At 73.5% G+C, this 16,914-nt stretch carries 15 protein-coding genes; 6 read left to right on the forward strand and 9 right to left on the reverse strand.

All coding sequences use genetic code 11. The features are described from left to right. Nucleotides 1-76: 76 nt before the first annotated feature. The 7 genes from VF746_22285 to dacB form a co-directional block, all read right to left on the reverse strand. Nucleotides 77-994 carry a diacylglycerol kinase family protein gene (locus VF746_22285; GenBank protein HEX8695156.1) on the reverse strand — a complete coding sequence of 306 codons (918 nt, stop codon included), beginning with the start codon at nucleotides 992-994 and terminating at the stop codon, nucleotides 77-79. Between the two features lie 158 nt (nucleotides 995-1,152). Continuing rightward, the gene (locus VF746_22290) at nucleotides 1,153-2,016 is read right to left on the reverse strand and encodes a metallophosphoesterase (protein ID HEX8695157.1); all 864 of its coding nucleotides are present in this window, start codon (nucleotides 2,014-2,016) and stop codon (nucleotides 1,153-1,155) included. A 16-nt stretch (nucleotides 2,017-2,032) separates the two neighbouring features. Beyond that, nucleotides 2,033-2,872 (reverse strand): prolipoprotein diacylglyceryl transferase, encoded by an 840-nt coding sequence (gene lgt / locus VF746_22295; GenBank protein ID HEX8695158.1) that lies wholly within the window; start codon nucleotides 2,870-2,872, stop codon nucleotides 2,033-2,035. A gap of 299 nt (nucleotides 2,873-3,171) precedes the next feature. Then, nucleotides 3,172-3,447: an Lrp/AsnC ligand binding domain-containing protein gene (locus VF746_22300; GenBank protein ID HEX8695159.1), complete on the reverse strand. Its 276-nt coding sequence runs from the start codon at nucleotides 3,445-3,447 to the stop codon at nucleotides 3,172-3,174. A 477-nt stretch (nucleotides 3,448-3,924) separates the two neighbouring features. Next, nucleotides 3,925-4,707, reverse strand: a complete 783-nt coding sequence (locus VF746_22305; protein ID HEX8695160.1) for a DUF4412 domain-containing protein — start codon at nucleotides 4,705-4,707, stop codon at nucleotides 3,925-3,927. Between the two features lie 81 nt (nucleotides 4,708-4,788). Beyond that, nucleotides 4,789-6,147 carry a S41 family peptidase gene (locus tag VF746_22310; protein HEX8695161.1) on the reverse strand — a complete coding sequence of 453 codons (1,359 nt, stop codon included), beginning with the start codon at nucleotides 6,145-6,147 and terminating at the stop codon, nucleotides 4,789-4,791. Nucleotides 6,148-6,449: 302 nt separating this feature from the next. Further along, nucleotides 6,450-7,976, reverse strand: coding sequence for a D-alanyl-D-alanine carboxypeptidase/D-alanyl-D-alanine-endopeptidase (gene dacB / locus VF746_22315; GenBank protein HEX8695162.1), 1,527 nt, complete (start codon nucleotides 7,974-7,976; stop codon nucleotides 6,450-6,452). Nucleotides 7,977-8,029: 53 nt separating this feature from the next. Here dacB and VF746_22320 point away from each other — a divergent pair, with 53 nt between their 5' ends. Further along, nucleotides 8,030-8,953, forward strand: coding sequence for a response regulator (locus VF746_22320; GenBank protein HEX8695163.1), 924 nt, complete (start codon nucleotides 8,030-8,032; stop codon nucleotides 8,951-8,953). 419 nt (nucleotides 8,954-9,372) lie between these two features. Here VF746_22320 and VF746_22325 read toward each other — a convergent pair whose 3' ends face one another. Then, a complete protein-coding gene (locus VF746_22325) occupies nucleotides 9,373-10,269 on the reverse strand; it encodes a hypothetical protein (GenBank protein ID HEX8695164.1) in 897 nt (298 codons plus the stop codon). A gap of 266 nt (nucleotides 10,270-10,535) precedes the next feature. Here VF746_22325 and VF746_22330 point away from each other — a divergent pair, with 266 nt between their 5' ends. From VF746_22330 to VF746_22340, 3 genes are all read left to right on the forward strand, one after another. After that, nucleotides 10,536-11,510, forward strand: coding sequence for an ectonucleotide pyrophosphatase/phosphodiesterase (locus tag VF746_22330; protein ID HEX8695165.1), 975 nt, complete (start codon nucleotides 10,536-10,538; stop codon nucleotides 11,508-11,510). A gap of 203 nt (nucleotides 11,511-11,713) precedes the next feature. Beyond that, nucleotides 11,714-12,304 (forward strand): Panacea domain-containing protein, encoded by a 591-nt coding sequence (locus tag VF746_22335; protein ID HEX8695166.1) that lies wholly within the window; start codon nucleotides 11,714-11,716, stop codon nucleotides 12,302-12,304. Next, nucleotides 12,264-12,557 (forward strand): type II toxin-antitoxin system RelE/ParE family toxin, encoded by a 294-nt coding sequence (locus tag VF746_22340; GenBank protein HEX8695167.1) that lies wholly within the window; start codon nucleotides 12,264-12,266, stop codon nucleotides 12,555-12,557. Before VF746_22335 ends, VF746_22340 begins: the two co-directional genes overlap by 41 nt. 87 nt (nucleotides 12,558-12,644) lie before the next feature. Here the strand turns inward: VF746_22340 and VF746_22345 are convergent, their stop codons facing one another. Beyond that, on the reverse strand, nucleotides 12,645-13,694 hold the full coding sequence (locus tag VF746_22345; protein HEX8695168.1) for a hypothetical protein: 1,050 nt from the start codon (nucleotides 13,692-13,694) through the stop codon (nucleotides 12,645-12,647). 336 nt (nucleotides 13,695-14,030) lie between these two features. Between VF746_22345 and gpmI the strand changes: the two genes are divergently transcribed. Together gpmI and VF746_22355 are read left to right on the forward strand one after the other, a co-directional pair. Beyond that, nucleotides 14,031-15,695: a 2,3-bisphosphoglycerate-independent phosphoglycerate mutase gene (gene gpmI, locus VF746_22350; GenBank protein HEX8695169.1), complete on the forward strand. Its 1,665-nt coding sequence runs from the start codon at nucleotides 14,031-14,033 to the stop codon at nucleotides 15,693-15,695. Between the two features lie 482 nt (nucleotides 15,696-16,177). Next, complete coding sequence (locus VF746_22355) at nucleotides 16,178-16,900, forward strand: hypothetical protein (GenBank protein HEX8695170.1); 723 nt, start codon at nucleotides 16,178-16,180, stop codon at nucleotides 16,898-16,900. Nucleotides 16,901-16,914: the final 14 nt, after the last annotated feature.

Genomic DNA, 16,914 nt, shown 5'->3' on the forward strand with positions numbered 1-16,914 from the left:
CGAGGGATCTACTCGACAGGTCTGGTGGTCGGCGAGCCGAGCGGCTGCCTGACGCCGCCCGCCGACCACCCGCGGTTCATTCCGCCCCCTCTCCCCTCGGAGCTTGCGGCTGTACCGGCGGCGCCACCACGCGCAGCGCGCCGCGCGCCAGGCGGTACTCGAAGGGGCTGGGCATCCGGCACGTCTCGCCGTCCAGGGCCAGGTAGCCCAGCGGCTTCGGCATGTGCACGGTGCAGCGCTCCACCATGAAGCTGTCGACGCGATGGCTGCGCGCCACCTCGTCCAGCCCGCGCGCGACCGCCTTCAGCGCCAGCGCCACGAGCCGGGCCTTCCCCTCCACCGCGATCAGGTGCAGCCCCTCGCGCCCGCCCTCGGCCCTGCCGCCGAAGCTGGGGAAGCGCAGCTCCCGCTCGCCGACGCCCACGAAGACCACCGCCGTGCGGTAGCGCCGCGTCCTTCCCTCCGCCTCCACCTCCACGTCGAAGGTGCGCAGCCGCAGGTAGACGGCGGCCGCCGCGGCCAGGCTCGCCGCGCGGTAGGGGAGGAAGCGCTCCAGCCGCTCGCGCCTGCGCACGAAGCCCACGTAGGCGCCCACCGAGCTGGTGTTGAGGAACACGCGCCCGCACACCGTCCCCACGTCCACCGCGCGCGCCGTCCCGGCGGCCGCCAGCTCCAGCGCCTCGTCCGCCGAGAGGGGGATGCCGTGCCCGCGCGCGAAGTGGTTGAGCGTCCCCGCCGGGAGCACCGCCAGCTCCACCCCGCTCCCCAGCACCCGCGCCGCCGCCGCGGCCACCGTCCCGTCGCCGCCCGCCACCAGCACCCGCCGCGCCCCGCGCGCCACCTCCGCGGCCACCGCCCCGCCCAGCTCCCCCGGCTCCACCTCGCGCGGCGCGAAGCGCGCGTCCCCCGCCAGCGCCTCCGCCGCCGCGCGCGCGTTCCCGCCGCCCGGGTTCACGAAGGCGGGGATCGGCTCCGGACCGGTGGGCGTAGGCATGGCGCGGCGGCTCGGGGATGGAGAGAAAGACGGAGGTGCGCAGCGCGCGAAGCGCGCGGGCGCAGCCCGCCAGTCCGCGCAGGCGGACTTCGTGCCGTTGTTGCAGCGGTTTCGACCGCCCGGGCCGGCCGCAGCCCCGCGGAGGGTCCTCGGCCTCTTCACACCGTCATCGTGAACACCGCCAGCTCCGGCACCGAGCCGAGGCGGACCGGGAGCATCGAGGTGCCGATCCCGCGCGACACGTAAAGCGGAGCCAGCCCCGGCTCGCGGAACCAGCCGCGCATGTAGCGCCCGCTCCCCCGCGGCAGCATCGGCGCCCAGCCCAGGACGCTCACCTGCCCGCCGTGCGTGTGCCCGGAGAGCATCGCCAGGAACCCCCCGGGATCGACCGGCGCGCCCCCGGACGCCGTGACCGGAGTGAGCGGGCTGACGATCCTCGCGGCCAGTTGATCCCGGTACCCCGGACAGTGCGCCAGCAGCAGGTGGGCCGACGCCGGCGCCACGCCGCCGAGCGCCCTTCCCAGGTCCGGCCGCCCGCCCAGCAGGTCGTCCACCCCGGTGACGGCCACGGTCGCGCGCCCGTGCGCGAAGACCGCCGTCTCGTTCACCAGCAGCCGCCCGCCGTGCCGCGCGTAGAGCGACGCGAGGTCCGCCAGGTCCACGCCGCCCCAGTGCTCCCAGTTCCCCAGGACCGCGTACTTGGGCGTGCGCGGGTCCAGCAGCCCCAGGAACTCGGCGAGCGCCGGCAGCGCATCGCGCCGGTCCACCGAGTCGCCGGTGAGCACGACGAAGTGCGGCCGCACCCGCGCCACCTCGCGCGCGAGGTGCCGGTGCAGCCGCCCTGTCTTCTGCAGATGGAGGTCGGTGATCTGGACGAAGGTGAGGCGCACCCCGCCGGGGCCGCGGGCGCCCAGGTCGTGGCGGGTGACCTCCAGCCGGCGCGGCTCCACCAGCCACGCGTCGGCGGCCAGCGCCCCAAGGGCGCCGGCCCCCAGCGCGGCCAGGAACCGGCGCCGGTTCACCGCCGGGAGGCGGAAGTCACGCCGCGGCGGGCGCTGTCTTCGCGGCGGCCGCGCGGCCGCCGCGCGCCAGCCGCGCCGCCACCAGCGCGCCGCCGGCGATCAGCAGCAGGCTGATGAGCTGCGCCACCGAGAAGACGCCCAGGAAGCGGTCGTCCTTGGCGCGGAAGATCTCCACGATGAAGCGCTCCGCCCCCGCCAGCGCCACCCACACGAAGAACAGCGTCCCCGGCGTGGCCCAGCGCGGCCGCAGCCGCCAGAGGATGAAGAAGATGACCAGCGAGAGCCCCGTCTCGTAGAGCTGCGTGGGGTGCACCGCGAACACCTGGTCGCCCGGCACGGTGGCGGGGATGTCCACCCCGAAGTCGCGCAGGTTGTCGGCGGTCGACGGCGGCGCGCCGCGGGGGAAGGCCACGCCCCACGGCAGGGTGGTGGGGCGGCCGTAGTCGTCGCCCACCAGGAAGCAGCCGATGCGGCCCACCGCGTACCCCAGCGCCAGCCCCGGCGCGATGGCGTCGGCGAACTTCCACACCGGCAGCTTGAGCCGGTGGACGCGCCAGGCCACCACCAGCGCGGCCAGGATGAACCCGCCGTACCACACCAGCCCCGAGCGCGAGAGGATGGCGGCGCGCGGGTTGGCCAGCGTCTCGGGCCAGTGCAGCACCAGGTAGTACAGCTTCGACCCCAGGATCCCGAAGATGGCGGCCCATCCCGCCAGGTCCCAGGCGTGCTCCGGGTTCTCGCCCTTGCGCTTGAGCTCCGCCGCGCTGATCCAGGCGCCGGTGATGAACGCCAGCGCCATCATCACGCCGAACGACGTGACGGTGAACCCGCCGACCTTGAAGAGGATTGGGAACATTGGAGGTTTACCGCGGTGAAGTGCGCGCCGGACGCGGGCCGTACACGGCGGTCCGGAAGCAGGGGCCGGGCGCCGGGGCGGCCGGGAACGTCCGTCTGCGGAGCGTGGAAGTTAACCCGCGCGCCCCGAGCGCGTAAAGTACCACCGCCAAAGAAGTTCAATCCACGGGCGAAGATCGGGGCGACACCGCCGCCCGGAGGAGATCCCAGCCTCTGGCACATAACCCCGTAAAGTACCCTCTCCCGAAGTTGGGAGAGGGTGGCGACGCGGTAGCGGCGCCGGGTGAGGGCCCCTGCCGTTCAGTCGAACATGTCCCACGCCGCGCCCAGGTCCTGCTTGGAGTAGACGCGGAAGGCGGTGAGGGTGTTCGTCCGCTCGATCCCCTGGACCTGCGCGATCTCCTCGGTGACGATCTCGGCGATGCGCTCGTACTCGGCCACGCGCAGGATGGCGATCAGGTCGTACTCGCCGGAGACGGAGTAGACCTCCGCCACCCCCTCGATCCCCGCGATGCGGCGCGCCAGCGCGGGCACGTCGCCCGGCACGGAGCGGATCAGGACCACGGCCGCAACCATTCGGCTCCCCTTTAGCTGCTCGTTCACCCGCCGCTACACGACCCGCGGGGGAAGAAGCCACGTCCCGGCCCCGGGCGCAAGGGGCTGAGCCCCGAACTGCCACTACGTCTCTGGGCGTGTCCCCCTGAAGGGGGCCGGGCTGCGCGCGCGGTAGGGCACGATACGACCGTGCCCAACCGCGCCGGGCCGCCGCCGCCACGATACCCCTGTGGCGGCGCCGTCCCGGCCCTGTCGGGCGCGCATCCCTCACGCGCGGTTTCGTCGGGCGACGAATTTCGTAGGGGCGAGCCTGCGAGTCCGCGCGATGGCCGCCCGCCCCATTTCCGGCCTGCCGCGCACGTGCCGGCATCCGCCGGTCGAGGCAGGCCTTAGGCAGGCCTCGCCCCTACGAGCCGCCCTGTCTCCCGCTCCGTAAAGTCCACCCTCTCCCGGAGTCGGGAGAGGGTTGCCGCTCTCGGGCGGCGGGTGAGGGCCGGATCAGTCCTGGCGCTGGCCCTTCAGCGCCTGCACCTCGGGCGGGAGCGTGAAGAGGGAGGCGTCGAGCGGCTCGTGCGTCACCGACTTCACCGTGTGCACCATCTCCTGGCCCATCATCGTCGAGGTGGTGCGGGTGGGCATCTTCAGCCCGTCGAAATCCCGGTAGTCCGACATCACCGACTGGATCTCCATCTCGCCCATCTGCGACGTCTGCTTCATGGTGGCCGCCACCGCCAGGCCGGTCTCCTTGTCGAAGCAGTAGTCCGCCTGCAGCCCCTGCAGCTTCCCCTGCGTGCTGCTCATGCGCACGTTCCAGCACGGCCGCCCGGCCACGGTGCGCTCGCCCACGGTCTCCATGCGGTCGTACACCTTCGCGAAGTCGTAGCTGTCGAACTCCGCCTGGCGCAGCAGGTCGGCCACCTCGCGGGCGTCCTCCAGGATGCGCGGGCCCTGCATCGGGTTGGTGGACCACGCCGTCGTCCCGTCGAAGCCGAGCGAAGCGTTCCCCATCCCCGGCATCTCCGTCCTCACCAGCAGCTTGTTGGGGCGGGCCTGGTACACGTGCATGGTCATGGTCATCCCCATGGCCGGCATCGACATCTCGGTGACCATGTGCCGGCTCTGGAAGCGCCCCGCCGCCGCCTTCGCGCCGGTGGCCTCCAGGTAGCGGTCGACCACCTGCCGCGCCGGCGGGAGCTGCTGGGCGCGCGCCCCGGCCGCCGCCACCGTCGCCGTCACGGCCGCCAGCGCCAGCGCGCGGCCGAAAGTGCTGCGAGCGAACATCGTCTTCTCCTCAGGGTCGTAGTGGCGCGCCCCGGCTCGCGGGCCGCGCGTGTACCGGCCGGATTCCTCCGCCGGGTTCGTTCACCGCGGCGCGCGGCCGCGGGCCCTCTCTTCGCGGATCCAGCGCACCGCCGCGTCCAGCGCCGGGTCGCCCCCGGCCAGGAGCGCCTCGCGCGTGGGCGGCGCCGCCACGTCGGGCGCCACCCCCGCCCCTTCGAAGCGCTCGCCCCCGGGGCCGGTGAAGTCGGCCACCGCGTGCTGCAGCACGTCGCCGTTGGGGAGGCGCCGCGCGTACGAGGGGAGCGCCTGCCCCGCCGTCGTCTCGCCGAAGACGCGGGCGCGCCCCAGCCTGCGCAGCCCGCCCGCGAAGATCTCCGACGTGCTCACCGAGAGCGCGTCCACCAGGATCGCCACCGGCCCCGCGAAGGGCCGCGCGGGGCGCGACCGGGCGTCCACCCGCCGCGGGTTGACCACGAAGTGCAGCGGCCCCTGCCTCATCCGCATGGTCCCCAGCGTGTCGGCGCGGTCCAGGAAGTGCCCCGCGAACCCCGCCGCCATCACCCCCACCCCGCCCAGGTTCCCGCGCAGGTCGATCACGATCCCGTCCGCGTCGCGCAGCGCGTCCACCGCCTCGTCGAGCCGGCGGGCCACCACCGGCATCCAGTAGTTGAAGCGGATCACCCCCACGCTGGTGCCGTCGTCCAGCCGCAGCCGCTCGTGCTCCGCGCGCACCGCCAGCTCGGGGAGGTTCCCCACCTTCGTCGCCGTCCCCGCCGCCGGGCCGAGGACGAGCGCCTTCTCCACCGCCCGGCCGGCCCCGTCCTCGAAGCGGACCCGCAGCCGCTCGCCCGCGCGCCCGCGCAGCGCGGCCGAGAGCGCCGCCCACGCCGCCAGCTGGCGGGCGCGCGGCTCCCGCGCCGTGGGCACGCGGTCGACGAGCGCCAGCACCTCCCTGGCGGGCCGCCCCTCCACCGCGTCGACGGCCCACCCCGGGCGCACCCCCGCGGCGGCGGCCGCCCCGCCGGGCGCCACGCGCGTCACCAGGAAGCGCTCCCCCACCAGCCGCAGCTCCAGCCCCGCGTCGCCCGGCGCGCCGCCCGCGGGCGCAGCGCCGCCGGCCGCCAGCCGGTCCTGCACGTCGCCGGGGATGATCCCGAAGTGCGAGAGCCCGAGCCGCCCCACCATCTCGCCCAGGACCGAGCGCAGCTCCTGGTAGGTGCGGGCGGACTGCGCGCGCGGCCTCAGCTCCTCGCGCACCGCGTCCCAGTCCACCCCGTTGAAGGTGGTGTCCCACAACGTGCGGTCGATCACCGCCCACGCCGAGTCGAACGTCTCCACCGCCAGCGCCCCCGCGATCGGCGTCCCCTCCTGCGCCCGGGCCGTCCCGGCGAAGGCGAGGGTCGCGGCGGCGAGCGCCAGCGATATCCGGCACAGCTTCATCACGAGCATATCCTCAGGGTTCCCGCGAACATCCCGCTTCGGGCGGCATCGGAGCCGCCGCGGGCCGCCCCCTCCCCCCGCCCTCCCCCGCTGCGCGGGAGAGGGAGCCTTTTTCCGCGCGCGGAGGCTGCCTCCGCCCGTCACGAGCGAAGCGAGGAAGTCCCTCCCCCACGCCGTTTGTGGGGGAGGGACAGGCGCCTCAAGCGCCAGGGAGAGGGCCCCCCGCCGCCGCGCCGATCCCCGCACTCACGCACTCACGCACTTTCGTACTTCCGTACTCTCGTACTTCGTACCCCGTACCCTCACCGCCCCCGGTACCCCGCCACCGCCCGCACCACGTCGTCGATCCCCGCCTTCATCCGCGCCGAGGGCTGCCCGCCCTTGTTGGCGATGATCGAGAACACCGCCTCGCGCCCGTTGGCCATGCGCACGAAGCCGGAGAGCGAGTCCACGTTCCCGATGTAGCCCGTCTTGGCCGCCACCCGCCCCGGCAGGTCGGGGAAGCGCGCCCGGAGAGAGCCCTCGCGCCCCGACACCGGGAGCGACTGGCGCACCACCGCCTGGCGCGGCGTGGCGGCCACGTAGCGCAGCAGCCGCACCAGCGCCCGCGGCGTCACCAGGTTCCCCGCCGAGAGCCCCGAGCCGTCGCGCAGCACGAAGTCGCTCGTGTCGATTCCCACCACCTGGGTGAGGAAGTCGCGCTCCACCGCCAGTCCCGCCTCCCAGCTCCCCTCGCCGCGCACCTCGCGCCCCAGCGTCTTCACCAGCTGCTCCGCGAACCAGTTCTGGCTGTTGAGCAGGATCGGCCCGATCACCTTCGGCAGCGGGTCCGAGAGGTGCTCGGCCAGCGGCACCGCGTCGGGCTGCGGCGAGCGCGCCGGGTCCGACACCACGCGCACCTCGTCGCGGTCGACCGCGATCCCCTTCGACTCCAGCACCTCGCGGAAGACCGTGGCCGCGAAGCGCGCCGGGTCGTCCACCGCGAAGTACTCCACGTCGCTCGCCTGGCCCGCCGGGATCTGGCCGTAGACGCGGATGCGGCGCGTGCCGGGCACCCGCTCCAGGTCCACCGTGCGCGCCCGCCCCGCGGCCGCCGTGGTCGCCCGGTTCTCCACCTCCACGTACTCCGAGCGCGGCTCCCAGGAGACCCGCGCCGGCTCCCCCGCCGCGCCCGGCGAGATGCGGAACTCGATGGAGTTGTCGTTGAAGCCGATGGCCCCCGTGGGCGCCGCGTACCACCAGCGCAGGTCGTACGCCTCCCAGTCGCCGCGCACGCGCACCGCGTCGAACCACGTCTCGTCGGCCACCACGGCGCCCGAGACGCGGCGGACCCCCTTCGCCAGCAGCGAGTCGGCCAGCTCCTCCCACACCGCCGTGCGGCGCCGGCCGTAGCGGTCGGAGATCAGCGGGTCGCCGCGCCCGTAGAGCACCAGGTCGCCCTGCAGCGTGCCGCCCTGCACCGGCCCCGTCGCGTACAGGGTCGTCCGGTAGCGGTAGCCGGGGTCCAGGTGGTGGGCCGCCGTGGCCGAAACGATCAGCTTGAGGTTCGAGGCGGGGATGAAGAGCCGGTCGGCGTCGCGGGCATAGAGGATCTCCCCCGTGGACGCGTCGCGCACCTCCACCCCCCAGTCGGCGCGCCGGAGCGAGGGGCGCGCAAGGATGGAGTCGATCCGTGCGCCGAGCGCCTCCGCCGAGCGGGTGGTCGTGCCCGGGGCCAGCGAGAGTGCTAGATTGGGGGCCGCCTGGGCCCGCGCGGCGGGCGCGGCGGTTGCGAGGAGGCCGGCGGCCAGCAGCGGGAGCGCCGCGGCGCGGCGGAGCGAAACGCACATCAGCGGGAACACGTGAGCAAGGGCGGAAGCGGAGGCGGACGGGACGGGGGACGATGAGCCACATCGTGCTGGCGGAGGACGACGACCCCCTCCGCCGAATGATTGCGGACGTGCTGGCCTCGGCCGGGCACGTGGTGCGCGCGGTCTCCAACGGCACCGACGCGCTGGCCGAGGTGCGCCGCGAAGCGCCGGACCTGGTGGTGCTCGACTACCGCATGGGGCACCCCGACGGCTTCCAGGTGTGCCGCGAGGTCAAGCGCGACCCCGCCCTGGCGCACGTCCCCGTGCTCATCCTCACCGCGCAGGGCGGCATCGAGGACCGCCTGGGCGGCTTCGACGCGGGCGCCGACGACTACCTGGCCAAGCCGTTCGACCCGCGCGAGCTGCTGGCGCGCGTCTCGGCGCTGCTCAGGCTGGCCGCGCGCGGGCGCGACCGCAACCCCACCACGGGGCTCCCCGGCGGCGAAGCCATCTACGCCGAGCTCGAGCGCAGGCGGGACGTGGGCGAGCCGTTCGCGGTGGTCTACTTCGACCTGGACTTCTTCAAGCCGTTCTCCGACCGCTTCGGCTTCGCCGTGGCCGACCAGGCGATCCGCGAGGCCGGCGCCGCCGTGGTCGAGGCCGCCAAGGCGGGCGGCGACGACACCTTCGTGGGCCACGTGGGCGGCGACGACTTCGTGCTCTGCTGCGCCCCGGAAGACGCGCGGCGCCTGGCCGAGACCGCCCAGCGCCGCTTCGCCGACGGCCTGCGCGCCCACCTGCCGGAAGACGCGGTGGGCGCGGGCACCTACCGCGCGCTGGACCGCTACGGCGCCGAGCGCGAGTTCCCCGTCACCCAGATCTCCGCGGCCGTCGTGCGCATCGACCCGGCGCGCTGGCCCGACTTCCAGCACCTGGGCGAGGCCGTGGCCGAGGCCAAGCGCCGCGCCAAGGCCGGCGAAGGCAGCGGCATCGTCGAGGCCGACGTCGTCGGCTGACCTCTGTCGGCGTGGAAGGAAGTAATTTAACTCCTCTCCCGGCAATGGCTCAACCCGCTTCGCAGTCCGGTTGTCGATGCGCCGCCGGAGTGGAGTGGGCAGCTACTTGGATGGAGGTAGAGCGATGGACACCCTTCGCCCGAAGCTCGCGTTCGAGAGGCTGAATGCTAACGGGCTGACCGTTGGCTATGAGGTTCGGGTTTCCCGAGCAAAGGTTCCGGGCGGATGGTTGATTGTGGTTGAACAGGCCGGTGGAGAGGGCTTGACGTTCATGCCCGATCCCGAGCACAAGTGGAGTGGTGGTTCACTCCCATAGCAGGCGGTCCGCCTAAATCACGACGCTTGGCTTGTTTTCGATCAATCGAAGAGGGGCACCCGGCCAGGCCAGGTGCCCCTCTTCGATTGATTTTCAGGTTCGTTCAGGCCAGCGCGCTCTGCGTGGGACCCGCGCCTTCCGGGAACGCCGTCGGCGTGCGCGGCGGGGAAGACGCGGCGCCGTTCGGGAGCGCGGCGGGCGGGGCCTCGGCGGCGGCGAGCTGGGCGGCGCGGATCTCCAGGAAGTCGTACACGATCACGCCGTCGTCGGTGATGTCCGACATCACCCGCAGGCCGTCCTCCAGCGAGTTGAGCACCTTCTCGGCCCGCGTCATCGGCCACCCCAGCCCGGTGGCCACGTCGGTCACCGTCAGCCGGCCGCCCTTCCGGCCGGCCAGCTGGAGCACGGGGAGCTGCAGGCTCTGGAGGAGCGCCTCGCGCCGGCGCTCGCGCGCCTCGCGGGCGCTGCGCTGCAGGAGCCACCCGCCGCCGCCCGCGAAGAGGGCGAACACGATCGGCGGCAGCACCGCCTCGCCGATGCCGACCATCAGCATGACGGCGGCGAACGCGAAGAGGAGGTACGACAGGAAGCGCCTCCCCCCGCCGCCGCTCCCCACCACGTCCGGGTCCGACATGCGGCCGGCGGGGAGGGAGGGCGCGCCGGGGGTGCCGGGCGCCAGGGCGAACGCCGCGTACTTCCCCCAGTTCTCGCCGCAGCGGGGGCAGACGCGGTGGTCCTTGCGCAGCAGGTAGTAGAGGATGCCGCCCGCGCCCACGATCCCGCCGGTGACGACGGTGAGCAGCACCAGCGCCGCCACGTGCCCGCCGCGCGTGAAGTAGCCCACGCTCTGGCCGCGGAAGCCGCAGCGCGGGCACATCCCGATCGGCTCCGCGAAGCCGCCCGGCCGGGTGGCCAGGACGGGGACGGCCGCGGGGTGCGGCTGCGGCAGGCGCGGCATGGCGGCGCCGCACGTCTGGCAGTTGGCGCGCCCATCGGGCACGCGGGCGCCGCAGGTGGAACAATACATTACACGCTCCCGAGCCGCCCGGGGCGGCTGCGTCTGGTCGTCAGGGCCTGTCGCGGACTCCGGCGTCCCCTGATACGACCCACCCGAGAAAGAGTTTCACCATGGGTTGAATCTTTCCGGAACCCGCTGGTGTAGTGCTTGCACTTGTGGCTCCCGGGGGCGCCCGGAAGCCCCGCTGCCGAACGGACCCGAACCAGACCTCTCCCATGCACGGTAACGGAACCCTCGCCCGTGGTAAAGTGGTTCTGTGCACCGCCCTGTGCGCCTGCCTGGCCGGCGGCGCCCCGGCGCTCGCGGCGCAGGCCCCCGCCGCCCCCGTCCCGGCCACCGCCGCGGCGCTCGCGCGCCACGTGGTGCTCATCTCCATCGACGGGCTGCGCGCCGACGCCATCGAGGCGGCCGGCGCGCACAACCTGCAGCGGCTGATGCGCGAGGGCGCCTGGACGCTCCGGGCGCAGACGATCCTTCCCAGCAAGACGCTCCCCTCCCACACCTCGATGCTCACCGGCGTGCCGCCTTCGGTGCACGGGATCACCTGGAACGAGAACCAGGTGGGCCGCACCGGCACGGTGGGGGTGCCCACGGTGTTCGACCTGGCCGAGGCGCGGGGGCTCACCACGGCGGCGTTCTTCGGGAAGGAGAAGTTCCGCCACCTGATCCGCGAGGAGACGCCGCACTTCCGCGTGGCCCCGCGCGGCGACGAGGTCTGGCGCGCCAGCGTGATCACCCAGCAGGTGGAGCAGTACCTGCGCTTCCGCCGGCCCGACCTCCTCTTCGTGCACCTGGCCGACCCCGACCTGGCGGGGCACATGTACGGGTGGATGTCGCTGCCGTACCGCATGGCCGTGCGCCGGGCCGACGCGGCGGTGGGGCGCCTGGTGGAGGCGGTGGAGGAGGCGTACGGCGGCGACGCGGTGGTGATCGTCACGGCGGACCACGGCGGGCACGGCCGCGGCCACGGCAGCGCCGAGGTGGTGGACCAGACCATCCCCTGGATCGCGTGGGGCCCGGGGATCGCGCCGGGCGAGATCGCGGGCGACATCCGCACCTTCGACACGGCGGCGACGGCGCTCTGGGCCCTGGGCGTCCCCCTCCCCGAGCAGTTTGCCGGCCGCCCCGTGGCGTCGGCCTTCGGCGCGGGCGGCGTCCGGCACGCCGCCGCGCCGCCGGACGAGTCCGCGGCGGGGAGCGCGCGGGCCGGCGCCCGGCACTGAGAACGGTCCGCTCGCTCGGGTTCGCGGCACGACCCTGGAGGCGGCGACGCAGGTCGCCGCCTTTCGTGCGTCTTGCGAGGAGATCCTCGCTGCACGCCGAACGTGCAGGTGAATGCCGGAGAAGTCCTCTTGCGCCAATCGGCGCGGCAAGGCACTATACGGGCGGCACGTCGTGCCGGAACGTTATGGGGAGGAGTTCACCCATGGGGCGGTTGAGCAAAGACGCCGAGGTCCTGGGTTTCTTCATCCAGGATGGAGCCGGCATCGGCCACACGCGGCTCGTGAAGCTCGCCTACCTGGCCGACCTGGAGTCGCGGAAGCTGCTCGGCAGGCCGATCACGTCTTGGTCCTACCGCTTCCATCACCACGGACCGTTCGACTCCTCCCTGTATTCCGCCCTGAAGGAGCTCGCGGACGCCGGGATGGTGACCGAGGCCCCGGTGGTGTACCCCGAGGGCAAGGTGGAGCGGCAGGTCCGCGGGACCGGGGAGATCTCCTCCAGCCGGCTGTCGGAGGTGGAGAAGCGGATCCTGGCCCACGTCCGGCGTACCTGGGCGTCCGCGCCGCTGGACGAGCTTCTGGCGGCCGTGTACGCGACCGAGCCGATGCGGCAGGCCGTGCGCGGGAAGGCCGTGCCGATGCACCTCGTGAACAACGCCGGCCGGGACGAGCTGGGCTTCGACCTCGACGAGGTCATGGCCGCGCGGCGGGACGCGGAGCGCGGCGACTACCTGACCGCCGCCGAATTCTTCGATGCCCTACGAGCTGAGGTTACCGCCAGGCACGCGAGATAGCATAGAACGCTACGTCGAAAGGTTCGATACACTCGAGCAGAAGCTGGAAGCGATCGCGCAGATCCAGGGCGCCCTGGAGGCGCTGGCGAGGAACCCGCGCCTGGGAGTGGTTCCCCGGGGAGCCTTCGGCTTTCCGATCTACACGTTCACCATCCGCGTCGAAGACGTCTCCTATCCGATCCGGGCGGCCTACTGCTACTCGGATGACGAAAAGGCCATCATCGTCACCGGCGTGGACGCCCAGCTCCTCTAGGCGCGGCTGATCCGCACAAGCAGCGAAAGGGCCGGCCTCGCGCGCGAGGCCGGCCCTTTCGCGTTCTGCTCTCGACGGAGATGCGGGCTACCAGCGCGAGCGGTAGCCGCGGGCGTCGATGTGGATGAAGGGGCCGTGGGCGCCGTTGTCGGGGTAGACGCCCGCGCCGCCGATCAGGTCGGGGTAGCGGCGCTCCACCCGCTCCACGGCGCGCAGCATCACCTGGGCGTCGAAGGTGTCGCGGCGGCCGTCGCCGTTCAGGTCGTCGATGTAGCCGTCCATGTCGTTGTCGATCCACACGTCCGACGCGTCGCCGTAGGTGTGGCGGCTCAGCAGCGCGCGGCCGCCCTCGCCCACGCCCTGGATGTTGTACGCCGGGGTGCGGAAGCCGCTCATCACCGCCATGTTCTCGGCGCGCACCCCCATGGCGTTCAGCTCCTGCATCACCAGCTCCAGCTTGTCGATCAGCCGCAGGTCGAGCGCCACGTACTTGGGCCAGACGCTGAACTGGTTCTTGGTGAGGAAGTTCCGGAGCCGGAAGTGGGTGGAGACGTTGAGGTCCTGGTTCTGGGGGGTGACCTCGATGAACCCCGGCGGGGGGGCGTAGGCGCCGCCGCGCGAGCCGTCCTCGGTGACGTACGAGCCGATGTGGTAGCCGTTCAGCCAGCCGCCGCGCTTCTCGGAGAAGGGGATGCGGGTGATGACGGCCAGCTCGTTGACCTCCTGGGTGAAGCCGGGGGCGTTGAGCTGCAGCCGCCAGACGCCCTGCCGGTCGGGGGCGTTGATCCCCGCCGCCAGCCACGACTCGCCCAGCACGCCGGCGATGGTGCCGTGCTGCGGCACCCAGCGGTAGCGCACGCTCGTGGGCTGCGCCTCGCTTCCCCACACGATCGGCAGGTCCACGCGCCGGTAGGGGTCGGCCACCGTCACCCGGAGCGCGCCGCTCCTCCCGAACGCCATGTCCGCCAGCCGGAACGCCGCGCCGCTCCCGTGCGCCAGCACCCGCTCGGGCGCCGGAGCCACGTTGGTCCAGGTAATCGGGGGGAGGCTCCGCGCGGGGGCCGAGAGGCCCAGGGCGGCGCCGGACAGGACACAGGCTGCGAGGGGAACGGCGAAGGTGTGGCGGCGACGGGGCATGGCGGCTCCTCTCTGACGCGTACCGCGGTTCGGTCGGCCGGGCGGGTCGTCCGGCACTGCGAGGCGGAAGCGGGCCTTCCGCTGGGGGTCCAATGGATCGCCGGCGCCGCGCCCGGAAACTGGGAGTCTCCGTTTATCCGGCTCGCCTGCAGACGCACGAACGCGCCCGGGCCCGCGCTTTGGGCGCGGGGGGAACTGCTGCGCGGCGTGTCAAGGCAAGGGGGAACGCCCGGGGTGGCGGGACCTTCCGGGCGCGGCGTAGATTCGGCGATGTCTGGTGGTTCGGGAGCAAGGTAGTCCCGGACGCGCCGTCTTGTCAATCAGGAAACGATTAAGATGCCCGAGCCGACGCCCGCCCCCGCCTCGCCCGGAGGCGCTCCTCCCCCGCCCGCGGCGGCGCACCCGCGCGCGTGCCTGGTGATCCTGGACGGCTGGGGGCTGCGCGAGCCGGTGTGGGACAACGCCGTGGCGCAGGCGAACGCACCCACCTGGCGGCACCTGTGGGAGGAGGGCGGCTACCCGCGCGCGACGCTGACCACGCACGGGCCCGCGGTCGGCCTTCCCCCGGGGCAGATGGGGAACTCCGAGGTGGGGCACATGAACCTGGGCGCGGGGCGGGTGGTGATGCAGTCGCTCCAGCGCATCTCGCGGGCGATCGAGACGGGCGAGTTCCACCGCAACCAGGCGTTCCTGGAGCTGATCCGCGCGGTGAAGGAGCGCGGCGCCACGCTGCACCTGATGGGGCTGGTGGGCCCCGGCGGGGTGCACGCGGTGGACGCGCACCTGCTGGCCCTGGTGGAGCTCGCCGAGCGGCACGGGCTGCCGCGCACCCGCGTGCACGTCTTCCTGGACGGCCGCGACACGCCGCCGGCCTCGGCGCGCGACTTCCTCACCGAGCTGTTCGGCCGCGCGGGCGGCGGCGGCGCGGTGTGCGTGGCCTCGCTGATGGGGCGCTACTGGGCGATGGACCGCGACCGGCGCTGGGACCGGGTGGAGAAGGCGTACCGCGCGATCGTGCACGGCGAGGGGCTCGCCGTCCACGACCCCGTCGAGGCGGTCGCGGCGGCGTACGAGCAGGGGGAGACGGACGAGTTCGTGACCCCGCGCGTGGTGGTCGGCGACGACGGGGAGCCGGTGGGACGGCTCCGCGACGGCGACGGGGTGATCTTCTTCAACTTCCGCGCGGACCGCGCCCGGCAGATGACGCGCGCGCTGGCGGACCCGGAGTTCGCGGGGTTCGACCGCGGCCCGGCGCCGCCGAAGGTGGACGTGGTGACGATGACGCAGTACGACGAGGACTTCCCGCTCCCCGCCGCCTTCCCGCCGCAGCCGATGGACGACAAGCTGGCCGACGTCCTGGTGAGCCACGGGCGCACCGGCTTCCGCACGGCGGAGACGGAGAAGTACCCGCACGTCACCTACTTCTTCAACGGCGGGGTCGAGGACCCGCCGCCGGGCGAGACGCGCCGCCTGGTCGACTCGCCCAGGGTGGCCACCTACGACCTGCAGCCGGAGATGAGCGCGCCCGAGGTCACGCGCGGCCTGGTGGAGGCGATCCGCTCGCGCGCGTACGACGTGCTGGTCTGCAACTACGCCAACCCCGACATGGTGGGGCACACGGGCGTGCTGAAGGCGGCGGTCGCGGCGGTGGAAGCCGTCGACCGGGGCCTGGGCGAGGTGCTCGCGGCGTGCCGGGAGACGGGGACGGCGCTGATCGTCACCGCGGACCACGGCAACTGCGAGCAGATGTGGGACCCGGAGACCAACGGCCCCCACACGGCGCACACCACCAACCCGGTCGGCATCGTCCTGGTGGAGCCGGAGGAGCGCAGGACAGCGGTCGGATTGAGGGACGGCGCGCTCTGCGACGTGGCGCCGACGATCCTGGGCCTGGTCGGCCTCCCCCAGCCCGCGCTGATGACGGGGCGCGACCTGCGGGTGACGCCGACGGCGGCCGGGGCCGAGACGAAGGCGGGCGTGGGCGCGGTGGCGGCGGACTGAGGGCCCTCACCCGGCGCGGCTACCGCGTCGCCACCCTCTCCCAACCGCGGGACCCAACTGCGGGAGAGGGTACTCTGCGGGATCGGTGCGAGGATCGGGGTTCGTGGCCGGCTGTCCCTGTTCCCTGTTCCCTGAAGTTGCATGAGGGATGCGCGCCCGGAGGGCCGGGACACGGGCGCGCCGGGGGTTTGGCGCGAACGTGGCCCGGCGCCGTTGGGCACAGTCGTATCGTGCCCTACGGCGCGCGTAGCCCGGCCCGGAGCGCAGCGGAGGGACATGCCCAGAACGGCGGTGCGAAGTGCGAAGTCCTGGGTGCGAAGTGCGGAAGCGCATGCGACGCCGAGTCTTGCGCCGGGAAGGGAACAAAGGCTAGCTTCGCTCCGCTATAACGGTCCCGCGACGGGGCTCCCGTCCGGGACCGTGTGGCTTCGCGGCGGGGCACAGCACCGCCGCTCGCGTTTTATTCCAACCATCCCGACCGCATGACTCGACTTCCGCGGACCGCGCTCTTCCTCCTCCTGGCCGCGCTCGCGCTCGCGGGCCGCCCGGCCGCCGCGCAGGACATCCGCTCGCCGCTGCGCTACATCGAGGAGGCGCAGGGGCTGAGCTTCTTCGCCGGCTACCTGTTCTCGGACCCCAGGCTCACCCTGTCCGACACCACCAGCGTGGAGCTGGGCCCGCGCTCGGCGCCGATGTTCGGCGCGCGCTACCAGCTGCGCGCCAGCGGGCCGATCTCGGTGAACCTCACCGCGGCGTTCATCCCCAGCGAGCGCAGGCTGTTCCTGGCCGAGGCGACGAACGACTCCACCGAGATCCGGGTGATCGACCCCGACGTCACCATCTCCGCGCCGATCGCGCTGGCGGAGGCCGGGCTCACCTTCGGCCTCACCGGCCCGCGCGCCTGGAACGGGATCGCGCCGTACGTGGGCGTCTCCGCGGGGCTCGCGGCGGAGATCGGCGGCGGCGACGACGCCGAGGACGACGTGCCCGAGACGGAGCGCTTCGACTTCGGCCCCGCGTTTGCACTGGGACTGAGGGCCGGGACCGACGTGTTCGTCACGCGGCGCGCGGCGATCCGCGTGGAGCTCGGCGGGCGGCTCTGGCGGCAGTCGGCGCCGGAGGGGTTCCGCCGGAGCGGCCAGGCGGAGATCAACGAGTGGAACAACGCCTCTTCGATCCAGGTCGGCGGCGTCTTCCACTTCTAACCACGGGGCGGGGC

This window comes from Longimicrobium sp., from assembly GCA_036389795.1.
In the GTDB taxonomy this organism is placed as follows: Bacteria; Gemmatimonadota; Gemmatimonadetes; order Longimicrobiales; family Longimicrobiaceae; genus Longimicrobium.

Coding starts and splice junctions, on each gene's coding strand:
- VF746_22285 (HEX8695156.1), bottom strand. CDS start 994: ATGCCTACGCCCACCGGTCCGGAGCCGATCCCCGCCTTCGTGAACCCG.
- lgt (HEX8695158.1), bottom strand. CDS start 2,872: ATGTTCCCAATCCTCTTCAAGGTCGGCGGGTTCACCGTCACGTCGTTC.
- VF746_22300 (HEX8695159.1), bottom strand. CDS start 3,447: ATGGTTGCGGCCGTGGTCCTGATCCGCTCCGTGCCGGGCGACGTGCCC.
- VF746_22305 (HEX8695160.1), bottom strand. CDS start 4,707: ATGTTCGCTCGCAGCACTTTCGGCCGCGCGCTGGCGCTGGCGGCCGTG.
- VF746_22310 (HEX8695161.1), bottom strand. CDS start 6,147: ATGAAGCTGTGCCGGATATCGCTGGCGCTCGCCGCCGCGACCCTCGCC.
- dacB (HEX8695162.1), bottom strand. CDS start 7,976: ATGTGCGTTTCGCTCCGCCGCGCCGCGGCGCTCCCGCTGCTGGCCGCC.
- VF746_22320 (HEX8695163.1), top strand. CDS start 8,030: ATGAGCCACATCGTGCTGGCGGAGGACGACGACCCCCTCCGCCGAATG.
- VF746_22335 (HEX8695166.1), top strand. CDS start 11,714: ATGGGGCGGTTGAGCAAAGACGCCGAGGTCCTGGGTTTCTTCATCCAG.
- VF746_22340 (HEX8695167.1), top strand. CDS start 12,264: ATGCCCTACGAGCTGAGGTTACCGCCAGGCACGCGAGATAGCATAGAA.
- VF746_22345 (HEX8695168.1), bottom strand. CDS start 13,694: ATGCCCCGTCGCCGCCACACCTTCGCCGTTCCCCTCGCAGCCTGTGTC.
- gpmI (HEX8695169.1), top strand. CDS start 14,031: ATGCCCGAGCCGACGCCCGCCCCCGCCTCGCCCGGAGGCGCTCCTCCC.
- VF746_22355 (HEX8695170.1), top strand. CDS start 16,178: ATGACTCGACTTCCGCGGACCGCGCTCTTCCTCCTCCTGGCCGCGCTC.